Source organism: Streptomyces sp. NPDC003691 (assembly GCF_053981115.1).
Genome location: NZ_JBSFNQ010000080.1, coordinates 23255 through 33125, shown reverse-complemented (window position 1 = coordinate 33125; position 9871 = coordinate 23255). Strand labels below are relative to the sequence as shown.

Below are 9871 nucleotides of genomic sequence, written 5' to 3'. Positions count from 1 at the left end.
GCACCCATCTCCGGGTGGCGATCGCCAACCTCGCCCACCAGGTGCTCGCCGAGGACGCGGAACCGCTCGATGTCGCGTCCTCCGCCGCCACCGGCCAACGGCCACGGGCTACAGACGGGCTACGGGCTACGGGCCGATCGTCAGCCGGTGATCGCCTCGTAGAAGCTGAACCCGGCCAGCACCATCATCAGCGTGGCCGCGATCTTCGTGATCAGCTTCAGCGGCACGTACTTCATCAGGGTCCGGCCGCCGAGGATGCCCAGACCGGCCACGGCCCAGAGCGCCAGCACCGCCCCGAGCCCCACCGAGAGCGGGTTGTCGTAGCGGGCCGCGAGATTGGCCGTCATGATCTGCGTCAGGTCGCCGAACTCCGCGACGAGGATGAGCATGAAGCCCGCCCCGGACACCTTCCAGAAGGACTGGTCCTCGGGCTGCTTGATGGTCTCCTCGTCGTCGTCCGACTTCTTCAGCAGCAGCATCAGCGCCCCCGCCAGGAACAGCGCACCCACCACGCCCTGCACCAGCCGGTGCGGCAGCAGGGTGAGCACGCTGCCCGCGGCGATCGCGAGCGCGACATGGACGGCGAAGGCGGCGGCGACGCCCGCGAAGACGTAGGAGGCGCGGTAGCGGGTGCCGAGCATCAGCCCGGCGAGGGCGGTCTTGTCGGGGAGTTCCGCCAGGAAGACGACGCCGAAGGTGATCGCCATAACGGTGAAGCTGATCACGGGTGGGATTCCTCAATCGGTCGGGCGGCCGCGCCGAGAGACCGTGACCCGGGGCCGGACGGAGTCCGTCACCCGGAAAAGGGGGTCGCTTCGGCACGGCAGCATATGAACACTGCGGCCGAAGGTCTCGCTGGCGGAGCCGGTCCTCGGGACCGGTCGCCTCCGGGCGCCGGCCGGGTCCGGTCTCACGATCGGGCCCAGCAGTATGTCGACGTTCCGGCGAAGAGCTACTCCCCTTCTGCTCCGTCCAGGGTAGCCGATGCCGAAACGATCACGACCGGCCCGCGGGGACCGCCCCGCGCTCCCCGGCCCCGTCCCGGTGCAGCCGCCCCCGCGCCACCAGCTCCAGCACCACGGCGACCGCGACCACCTGCACGGCCATCAGCGCGACCAGCACGAAGAGCTGGACGGCCCCGGCGAAAAGCGGTGAGGCGCCGCCCAGCAGCATGCCGACGAAGGCGCCGGGCAGGGTGACGAGACCGACCGTACGGGTCTGGTCGAGCCCCGGGAGCAGCGCGTCCGCGGCGGGCCCGCGGGCCACCTCCAGCCGGGCGTCCCGCTCCGGGAACCCGAGGGCGAACCCGGCCTCCACCTCCCCGTGCCGCTGCCGCAGCTCGTCCAGCGCCCGCCGCCCGGCCAGCACCGTCGCGGTCAGGGCCCCGCCGATCAGGATCCCCGCGACGGGGACCAGCGCAATGCCCTTCAGCGGCACCAGACCGGTCAGCAGCAGCGCCCCGACGACCGGGAACACCCCGGCGGCGATCGGCAGCGCCGCCCACCACCAGGTCCTGTTGGGGGTGATGCGCCGACCGGCGGTGCGTACCGCGACCGCGTACATCAGCAGCACAAAGCCGAAGAGCGCGGGCAGTGCGTGCACCACCCACCCGATGACCAGGGACACCGCCGCGAGCTGGGCCGCGGCCCGGGCACCGGCAACGACGATCTCCCGGGCCCTGCCGAGATGCGCGACGGCGGCCACCACCGCGGCCAGGACGAGCAGTACGGCGAGGACCACCCCGAACGCGACATCGACCGTCAGCAGCACGCGCCCACCCTAGGCCGTGTCCGGCGCGCCCCGGGACACCGCAAGGGCAGGGGCGGCTCAATGAGAGTCCAATGAGAATCACCCCCCGAGCTTTACTTGAACTTGCAAGCACCTTTGAGGGCTACCTAACTTGTAACCGTTCCCCCCACGGGCCGTCCCACCCGGGGCCGTCCCCGCTCCCCCCACACCTGGAGCCCGCATGCCCGCTTCCGTCGTCGCGACCCTGAACCGGTACCAGCCGTATGCCATCGGCGGCTTCCGGATCGTTGTCGGCTTCCTGTTCGCCTGCCACGGCGCCGCGTCCCTCTTCGGCCTGCTCGGCACCCCGGACAACGCCACCGTGGACGCCTGGACCTGGCCGGGCTGGTACGCGGCGGTCATCCAGCTGGTCGGCGGCACCCTGGTGATGCTGGGCCTGGGCACCAGGGCGGCGGCATTCGTCTCGTCGGGCTCGATGGCCTACGCGTACTTCAAGGTCCACCAGCCGGAGGCGCTCTTCCCGCTGGAGAACTCGGGCGAGGCGTCGGCGATGTTCTGCTGGGCGTTCCTGCTGCTGGTCTTCACGGGCCCGGGCGCACTGGCGCTGGACAACCTGCTGGGCCGGACGAGCACCACGACGACCACCGCGAGCCCGCGCGAACACGCCACGCGCTGACACCCCCTCCCCCTCCCCCTCCCCCGTCCGCCCCCTCCCTCCTTCCCTTCCCCCTTATCTCCCCCCTCCTCCACTCCCGACAACCGGTGGATCACCGCTCGGGTATGTGTCGACACACAACGGAGCGCCCGGCCCCTCTTTGGAGGGTCCGGGCGTTACCCGTGATCGTCATCGCGAAGTAACGTCGGCGCATCAGTGCGCCGTGGGGGGCTTCGGGGCGCTTGCGACATCACCGCATCGGACGGAAGAGGTGATGATCACAACATCCAGGGCCCCGGCCCCTCCTGCGGCGGACAACACGCGTACGCTGTACAACTGCCAGTGCCACCGTCAAGGAAATGACCGTCCGGACCGACACAGCACTGTCATCACACGGGGAAACGGGGAGAGTCAACAGTGCTGGAGAGTCTGGGGCCGCTGGTCGGCAGCCCTTGGATCTATGCCGTCGTGGCGCTCTCCGTGCTGCTCGACGTCTTCCTGCCGGTACTGCCGAGCGGCGTACTGGTGATCACCGCGGCCACGGCCGCGGCCGCGGGCACGAAGACCGTCACCGGCCAGGTGCCGCACGAGGTCCCCTCCCTGCTGATCCTGATCCTCTGCGCGGCCACCGCGTCGGTCCTCGGCGATCTGGTCGCCTACCGGCTGGCCCGCCGCGGCGGGGACCGCTTCGACCGGGCGATCGCCCGGTCCCGCAGACTCACCAAGGCCCAGGCGCGGCTCGGCTCCACCCTGGCCCGCGGTGGCGGTGCCCTGGTGGTGATCGCCCGCTTCGCCCCGGCCGGCCGCTCCGTGGTCTCTCTGGGCGCGGGCGCGGCACGCCGCCGGGTGCGGGAGTTCCTCCCGTGGTCGGCGCTGGCGGGCGTGATCTGGGCGGGCTACAGCGTCGGTCTGGGCTACTTCGGCGGCCAGTGGCTGGGCGCGAGCTGGGTGGGCGCGGCGGTTTCGGTCTTCGCGCTGTTCGGCGCGGGAGCCCTGGCGGCGTACTTCATGCGCCGCCGCCCGGCCCCGCAGCCGGCCACGGAACCGGCCTGACGCCCTTCTTCTGCTGCTCCGCTACTCCGCTCCGGCCTTTCTCGCCCCGCCCCTGATCTCCAGACCGTCGAGCAGCCTGGCGGTCGCCTCGGCTATCTCGTCGACGGCTCGGTCGAAGACCTCACGGTTGTGCGCGGCGGGCGCCCGGAAGCCGGACACCTTCCGTACGTACTGAAGGGCGGCGGCACGGATGTCGTCCTCCGTGGCCTCTTCGGGCAGGACGGGCGGGCGGAGAGTCTTGATGCTGCGGCACATGTCTCCAGTGTGCCCCCGCCCACCGACAGCGCCCGTTCTCCCCCGCCCCTCCTTCTCACCCGCTTGCCCCTCCCCCGTCCCTTCCTTCTCATCCCTCTCACCCGGCTCCGAAGCTGCGGACGTACCGCTTCACGTACCGCTTCTGCCAGGGCGTCTCCACGGCGTGCCGGTCGTAGTGCTGCCGTACATACGCCACGGCTTCGCCCGCAGGCACCCCGTCGAGTACGGCGATGCAGGCCAGGGCGGTTCCGGTCCGCCCCCGGCCACCGCCGCAGGCGACCTCGACCCGCTCGTCGGCGCATCTCTCCAGCACCCGGCGGAGAACCCGGTCCGCGGCCGGCCGGTCGGCGGGGAGCCGGAAGTCGGGCCAGCGCACCCAGGCGCTCTCCCACCCGGTGGCGGGCGGTTCCTTCCCGAGCAGATAGACCCCGAACTCCGGCTCGGGCCCGCCGGGCAGCGGTCTGCGCAGCCCCCGCCCCCGTACGAGCCGCCCCGAAGGCAGCTCCAGCACTCCTGGCGCACCCCGCTCCCAGACACCCACCGCGCCCACCTCCCTGGCCGGCTCCTTGTCCGGTCCGGCCCCGACGCTACGGGCCCGGCACCGGCCCATCGCTGCTTTCCCCGATATCACCGCTCCGGTTCCGGTCGACGAGGGCGCGGACGAGCCCCGGCTCCGACTCCGGGAAGTCCATGGCGACGACGCCGAGCGGGTGCCGGGAGCGGGTGGTACGCAGTCCGGCGAGGAGCTCGCGATTGGCCCGCCCCGCCACCTCACGCGGTACACCCCCGCCCACCGCTCCCTGCACGACGGTGAGCCGCCCGGGCACCCCCTCGTCCTCCAGGAACGATTCGCCGCCCTCGCGCAGGTCGAAGAGGGCGGGGTCGCCGTACCGTACGCCCGGCAGCGCGTCGTGATCGGCGAGCACGACGACCCGCCCACGCGCCTCGCCCAGGGAAGGGAGCGCGTCGCCGACCAGGAGGAGGGCGTGCCAGTCTCCGTAGTAGCGGTCGAAGATGGTCCGGAAGACCTGGTTCTCGGCGGAGTGCTCCTGACCGAGGCGCATCAGTACGGTCTCGGAGGGGTGGGCGCGCAGGAAGTCCCAGCAGTCGCCGAGGACCTCGCCGAGGACGAGGTTCTGGAAGACCTCGCCGTGATGGAGGGTGAAGGCGCCGTTGCGGGCGCGGCAGCGGATGTCGAGGTACCGGATGCCGCCGTCCAACTGCTGCTCGACGGAGGTGTCCTGGCAGACGGCCCACGGCGGTCCGAAGCAGGCGGCGGAGTGGTGGGTGCCGGGGATGGTGAGCTGCTCCAGCCGGGTCGTATCACCGAGGGAGGCCATCCAGGAGCGGAGGGGTACCGGCCCGGCCGCCGCCGGAGCCGTATCTTCCGCGAGTGAGGTCCTCTTCATCCCGACACACCGTCCCCATATCTCGACCAAAGTGACATACCACCTGGAACCATCCCCCGCAGCTCCCGCGGAACGGCTTCGCTTTCGGGACACCACGCCACCGGAGCAAGGGGCTACCGGGAGAAAGGGCCTGACCGGCCGAAGGGGTTGCCCGCGACCGCACATCAGCACGAACAACCACCCGTACGGGCGGCGGAACGGCGGACGGCCGGCCCTCGACGGGGACACGGCAGGCTTCTCACCACCGGGAAGCGGCTCCGGGCAGGGCGGCGCGCGTCAACCCGTCTTCAAACCGGATTCATTCATCCAGGTGGAGGAGCGCACCCCCCGGGGAGCGCGCCCCGTTAGCGATTGCGACGCATTGGTTGGGATCGGCGCCGCAGTGGCTCGTCTCGTCTTGGCAGGATCCGGCGAGCCTCCGCGACGCCTCCCCTTTCTCCGGAGGTCGCCATGGCGCAACCCCCCGAGGACCCGCGGTCTCCCGCGGGCCGCTCTTTCTCCCTCCAGGCCCCCACCGAGGCGGCCCTCGCCTCCTCGGGCCCCGGCTGCCTGATGGTCCTTCTGGCCATCGGCGACCAGCCCCCGCTCCAGGCGCTGCTGCTCTCGCTCGCCATGGTGCTGGGCCTGCGCCTGACCCTGCTGCCCGCGGCAGTCTGGTCGGACGTCTGGACCAGGCTGCGCCGCGAGAAGTAGCCCACCGTCCCCACCCCTTCTGCGGTCCCGGCCCGCCGCCCCACCCGGGCGGCGGGCCCCCTCCACGCGCGCCTGCTCCATCTGGAAACGAACCACTACCGCACGGGCCACGGGCACTCACCCGTTAGTGGTACTCCATGTGGGTGACAAAACACCTCAACTGCCGTTCATTCATCGCATGTTTACCGCTGTTCGACGTTCAAGCGGTCCGGTCGAGGAAGTCCCGGACGACGGGCACGGCCCGGTGCCCGGCGAGCCGGGAGCGGAGGTCGGTGAGGCTGGAACTGCCGCGGGCGGACGAGAGCCCGCCGAGGTAGTCGACGGAACGGCGGGCGCTGTCGACCGCGCCGTCGAGGTCACCCAGTGCCATCCGGGCCTCGGCCTCGCGTGCCAGAAAGATCGCGGTGGAGCGGGGAAATTCGTCCTCGCGGTACACGTCGGTGGTACGCAGACCGGCCGCACCGGCGGTGAAGTGACCGAGCGCTTCGTCCGGTCGGCCAAGGTCGAGCGCACAGGACCCCGCCTGCATGTGCAGTTCGCCGAGGTTGAGCCAGTAGACACAGTCCGGGGCCTCGCCCGGGCCCCGGTCACGGGCGCGGTCGTAGGCGTCGAACGCCGCGTTCACCGACCGGTCCGAAGCCCGGGGATCGCCCGCGCGGGCATGGGCCCGGGCAAGCCGCGCGTACAGCATCGCGTCCATGGCGGGCGACCCGACCGACTCGGCCCGGGAGAGGGCATCGGCCACCAGGTCCGCGGCGCCGCGGGGATCCCCTGTGGCGTATCGCAGCATGGCCCAGAAGGCGAGGATATTGGCGGTGACGACCTGGTCGCCGGAGGACGCCGCGGCTCGCAGGCCGGCGAGGTAGTACTCCTCGGCGAGGGCGCGGCGGCCGGAGTCATAGGCCGTCCAGCCACAGATCCTGGCCGCTTCGGCGGCCGCGGCGCAGAGCCGGCGCCCGGTGGCCTCGGTGTACGACGACGACTGCAGCGTCGCATTGATGAGCCGGAGCTGGGCGCGGGCGGACGCGTGGACCTGACCGGAGCCGAACTGATCGTCCTGATGCCGAAGGATTTCCAGTGAATGCTCGAAGAGTTCGGGGGTGTTCGCACCGATCCGGCGGCCGTGGGCTCGGGCCGTAGCGGGTCGGGCGGTGGCGGCCCCGGCCAGCACCGGGGCTATCCCCGTAACGACCAGGAATCCCCTGCGGTCCATCGGCCCTCCCGTGCTTGCGACGCGGTCCAGTAGGTCGATCGTGGCGGCAAGGGTCCACTCGGCGGAGACGAGCTGCTGATCATCGGCGCAGGCGAGCTTGAGCCACTCGGGCCAGGGTCTGGCCGCGATCTCGTGCTCCGGGATGCCGTGCAGCACGGCCATCGCCCGCTGCGCGTGCGCGTCGGGGGTGACACCACCCCTGGTCCAGCGCGTGACCCGCTTGCGGTCCCGGGCGATCGGCCCGTAGCCGAGCCGCTGGTGCACCACCCCTAAGCGCACGAGGTAGTCGCTCGCCGACCAGCCCTGCCGGTGCAGCAGATAGGTCAGTGGATGTTCGTCGATGTCCACCTCCCCAGCATGACCGGCGGGGGCACGGAGGGAAGGTGGCTGACACGGCCAACCGGCCGCGTGGGTACACGTGGTAACACGATGGGCCCAGGTGGGCACGCCTGCTCCCACCGGCTCACAATGGGGGCATGGCTCCACTCCCCGTCGACCCGCGCCCGCTGAACGCCGACGAACGCGCAGTGCTCGAACACATCCTGTCGGCGGACTTCCCCGGCGCGTCACAGCTACGGAGCCAGCTGGACCGCACCGAGGTGACGGCCGTCTGGGGACGCGGCTCCGTGAGTGTCGATCTACAGGTCCGGGAACCCTGCGAGCACGCGGCACTACCGGCAGCGCTGGTACCCGTGGACGCGCAGGTGCACGACCCGTCCGGCGCCCGTATCGGCGAGATCCTCGTCTGGACGGACCGGGGAGCCACGCTCGCGGGCCTGGAGTTCGCCTGGGTCACCGAGGAGATGCCCACGTCTCTCCCTGCCGTCGTGGCAGGCCGCCTCAGCCTGCCCATCCCCGGGGCTGTCCCCCGCCCCGAGCCCCGGTAGCCCCCACGGGGCTACCCGTCCCCGTCCGAACGCCACTCCCGGTCGAGCATCGCGTGCACCACCGAATCCCGCCATGCCCCGGCTTTGTGGACGTGCTCCCGGATCCGCCCCTCCTCGACCATCCCGGCGGCGGCCATGGTCGCCGCCGACGCCTGATTGAGCGGCGAACGGGCACCCCAGACCGGATTGGCAGCCTTGGTGGCCTCTTCCTCCCAGCCAGGACAGTCCATGTCGAAGACGACCACGGGCAGTGGGCGTCCGAAGATCCTCTCGATGGTGCCGGTGGTGTGGAGATAACGGGCGAGGTCGATCACGGCGTCGTGAAAGTGGAGTTCGAGGAGACCGGACTTGGCGCGAAGCTCGTCGTCGTCCAGCATCCGCCCCAGATCGAACTCGCCGTCGTACCAGATGCCGAGGTTCCTGGCCTCCTCCTGGTACAGCGGAGCACCGACCGGATCCTCGGGAACATTGCCTAGCTTGTCGAAGCCCTCAAGGATCCAGAAGGCATAGTTCCAGCGCACCTCCCGGGCATCGGAATCCCGGCGCATCCCGTCCTCGTACTGGCTCTCCGTGTTGTAGCCGATGTCGACGTACGAGTGGCGGTTGTCGGCACCGATACGCCAGATGTTGAAGGCCAGGACGTATATCTCGCGCTTCAGATCCTCGGGTACGCGCTCCAGGATGCCGGTGGCAGCCTGCCGCAGATGCGTCTGGAAAGTCTCCCGTTCCCTCACCGCCACAGCATCGCACTCACCAGCGCCGAAAGCCCCTGCCGCTGTGGTGACAGCCCTTGCAGGCGACCGAGGGCCAAGAACCTGATGGGAAACACCCGCCGCCGTAGCCGGCCCAGCTCCGACTGTCTCTGGGCGCCTACGTTGATGTCAGCTCAACGATTCGGCATCTGCTCATCGGCTGCCCTGCGTGGTCGCGTCAAGGCCGCCGCGGCACGCATGTCGGCTGCATGCTTCTGCTCTATCGAGGCCCGCAGCTCGCCAGGGGTCGGCCAGGGCGCCCTCCGATGGATCATTCGGTGACAGTTGGCACAGATAAGAGCGAGGTCGCTGAGCTTTGTACGGCTTTCCCCGGCTGCATGAAGGGGAAGGACGTGATGGCACTCGATGTACCCGGCACCGCGATCGCCGTACACCTTCTCAAAGTCGAAGCCGCACGCCTCACAAGCGAGCCGTCCGCCACGCCGAAGAACAGAAGTAATCTTCTTCTTGCGCAAGCTTTTGCTTCGTTCACGTGCCCGGTGCCGCCGCATGAGCAGTCGCCCCTCGGGTGCGCTGTAGTCGTCGCCAAGCTCCTCGTCCTCAGTCGGCGCAAAGGACTGCAGTTCGCCCGCCGCGACACCCTGCCAGATCAACCGCGCGGCCTCGGTCATCTCCTCCGGCCGGGCGAGGAAATCCAGTAGCACCTCGACATCCAGCGTGCCACCGTTGGTGGGCTTCCCCCGGTACTCCGGGTGGCGAGTGGCGATATCAAACGTCTTGCGAGCAACGCCGTTGGAGTTGCGGAACTTCTCGTTGCGGTCTGCCTCCGCATGGATGGGAAGCAACTGGAGGAGGGCGGACAGCTCGACCACCCGGTCGTCCGCGGCGTCCAGCCCCTTCCAGCCGTTCTCCATCACCAGGCGGCAGGCAAGGATGATCTCGTCACGAGCCCAGTCCGGGTTCTTGATGGCCTTGACCTGAAAGCCCACTCGCTTGAGCCATGCCGCGGCGTGGTCTTTGCCCCCACTGAACTCGTCCGGCTCAAGGGCCCGCCCCTCGCTCCATTTGTGGGCCACTCCTGCGACGGCCTTAGAGTCGTACTCTCGGCCTTCGTGCACCAGGACGTAAGACCGGGCCTCCCCAAAGCCATACTTCTCCAAAAATGCCTCACGCCCCAGCTCGTCGTGCTCCACCAGAACCTTGAGCACGGACTCTCGCGTGAACGCTCCTCGTTGCATGCTCGC

12 protein-coding genes are annotated in these 9871 nt (G+C 70.2%); 4 read left to right on the top strand and 8 right to left on the bottom strand.

Annotated elements, in window-relative coordinates; genetic code table 11:
- Window positions 1-140 precede the first annotated feature (140 nt).
- Both ACWDR0_RS28055 and ACWDR0_RS28050 read right to left on the bottom strand, forming a co-directional pair.
- On the bottom strand, window positions 141-725 hold the full coding sequence (locus tag ACWDR0_RS28055) for a TMEM165/GDT1 family protein (protein ID WP_456354573.1): 585 nt from the start codon (window positions 723-725) through the stop codon (window positions 141-143).
- A 271-nt stretch (window positions 726-996) separates the two neighbouring features.
- The gene (locus ACWDR0_RS28050; RefSeq protein ID WP_456354572.1) at window positions 997-1770 is read right to left on the bottom strand and encodes an ABC transporter permease; all 774 of its coding nucleotides are present in this window, start codon (window positions 1768-1770) and stop codon (window positions 997-999) included.
- Between the two features lie 199 nt (window positions 1771-1969).
- On the opposite strand from ACWDR0_RS28050, the gene ACWDR0_RS28045 reads away from it, so the two are divergent.
- Window positions 1970-2425, top strand: coding sequence for a DoxX family protein (locus ACWDR0_RS28045; RefSeq protein ID WP_456354571.1), 456 nt, complete (start codon window positions 1970-1972; stop codon window positions 2423-2425).
- Window positions 2426-2821: 396 nt separating this feature from the next.
- On the top strand, window positions 2822-3457 hold the full coding sequence (locus tag ACWDR0_RS28040; RefSeq protein ID WP_456354570.1) for a DedA family protein: 636 nt from the start codon (window positions 2822-2824) through the stop codon (window positions 3455-3457).
- Between the two features lie 21 nt (window positions 3458-3478).
- Here the strand turns inward: ACWDR0_RS28040 and ACWDR0_RS28035 are convergent, their stop codons facing one another.
- The 3 genes from ACWDR0_RS28035 to ACWDR0_RS28025 form a co-directional block, all read right to left on the bottom strand.
- On the bottom strand, window positions 3479-3712 hold the full coding sequence (locus ACWDR0_RS28035; protein ID WP_456354569.1) for a DUF2277 domain-containing protein: 234 nt from the start codon (window positions 3710-3712) through the stop codon (window positions 3479-3481).
- Window positions 3713-3809: 97 nt separating this feature from the next.
- The gene (locus ACWDR0_RS28030; RefSeq protein ID WP_456354579.1) at window positions 3810-4253 is read right to left on the bottom strand and encodes a protein-tyrosine phosphatase family protein; all 444 of its coding nucleotides are present in this window, start codon (window positions 4251-4253) and stop codon (window positions 3810-3812) included.
- 46 nt (window positions 4254-4299) lie between these two features.
- Window positions 4300-5121 (bottom strand): phosphatidylinositol-specific phospholipase C domain-containing protein, encoded by an 822-nt coding sequence (locus tag ACWDR0_RS28025; protein WP_456354568.1) that lies wholly within the window; start codon window positions 5119-5121, stop codon window positions 4300-4302.
- A gap of 450 nt (window positions 5122-5571) precedes the next feature.
- On the opposite strand from ACWDR0_RS28025, the gene ACWDR0_RS28020 reads away from it, so the two are divergent.
- Window positions 5572-5814, top strand: coding sequence for a hypothetical protein (locus ACWDR0_RS28020; protein ID WP_456354567.1), 243 nt, complete (start codon window positions 5572-5574; stop codon window positions 5812-5814).
- A 199-nt stretch (window positions 5815-6013) separates the two neighbouring features.
- On the opposite strand, the gene ACWDR0_RS28015 is transcribed toward ACWDR0_RS28020, so the two are convergent.
- The gene (locus tag ACWDR0_RS28015; protein WP_456354566.1) at window positions 6014-7375 is read right to left on the bottom strand and encodes a transcriptional regulator; all 1362 of its coding nucleotides are present in this window, start codon (window positions 7373-7375) and stop codon (window positions 6014-6016) included.
- A gap of 128 nt (window positions 7376-7503) precedes the next feature.
- On the opposite strand from ACWDR0_RS28015, the gene ACWDR0_RS28010 reads away from it, so the two are divergent.
- A complete protein-coding gene (locus tag ACWDR0_RS28010; RefSeq protein ID WP_456354565.1) occupies window positions 7504-7914 on the top strand; it encodes a hypothetical protein in 411 nt (136 codons plus the stop codon).
- Window positions 7915-7925: 11 nt separating this feature from the next.
- Here ACWDR0_RS28010 and ACWDR0_RS28005 read toward each other — a convergent pair whose 3' ends face one another.
- Both ACWDR0_RS28005 and ACWDR0_RS28000 read right to left on the bottom strand, forming a co-directional pair.
- Complete coding sequence (locus ACWDR0_RS28005) at window positions 7926-8648, bottom strand: hypothetical protein (protein WP_456354564.1); 723 nt, start codon at window positions 8646-8648, stop codon at window positions 7926-7928.
- A gap of 152 nt (window positions 8649-8800) precedes the next feature.
- A complete protein-coding gene (locus ACWDR0_RS28000) occupies window positions 8801-9865 on the bottom strand; it encodes an HNH endonuclease (protein ID WP_456354563.1) in 1065 nt (354 codons plus the stop codon).
- Window positions 9866-9871 lie beyond the last annotated feature (6 nt).

Excerpts from the sequence above, each read along its gene's own strand:
- ACWDR0_RS28000 (WP_456354563.1), bottom strand. The coding sequence starts at position 9,865 with ATGCAACGAGGAGCGTTCACGCGAGAGTCCGTGCTCAAGGTTCTGGTG.
- ACWDR0_RS28045 (WP_456354571.1), top strand. The coding sequence starts at position 1,970 with ATGCCCGCTTCCGTCGTCGCGACCCTGAACCGGTACCAGCCGTATGCC.
- ACWDR0_RS28010 (WP_456354565.1), top strand. The coding sequence starts at position 7,504 with ATGGCTCCACTCCCCGTCGACCCGCGCCCGCTGAACGCCGACGAACGC.
- ACWDR0_RS28025 (WP_456354568.1), bottom strand. The coding sequence starts at position 5,121 with ATGAAGAGGACCTCACTCGCGGAAGATACGGCTCCGGCGGCGGCCGGG.
- ACWDR0_RS28035 (WP_456354569.1), bottom strand. The coding sequence starts at position 3,712 with ATGTGCCGCAGCATCAAGACTCTCCGCCCGCCCGTCCTGCCCGAAGAG.
- ACWDR0_RS28020 (WP_456354567.1), top strand. The coding sequence starts at position 5,572 with ATGGCGCAACCCCCCGAGGACCCGCGGTCTCCCGCGGGCCGCTCTTTC.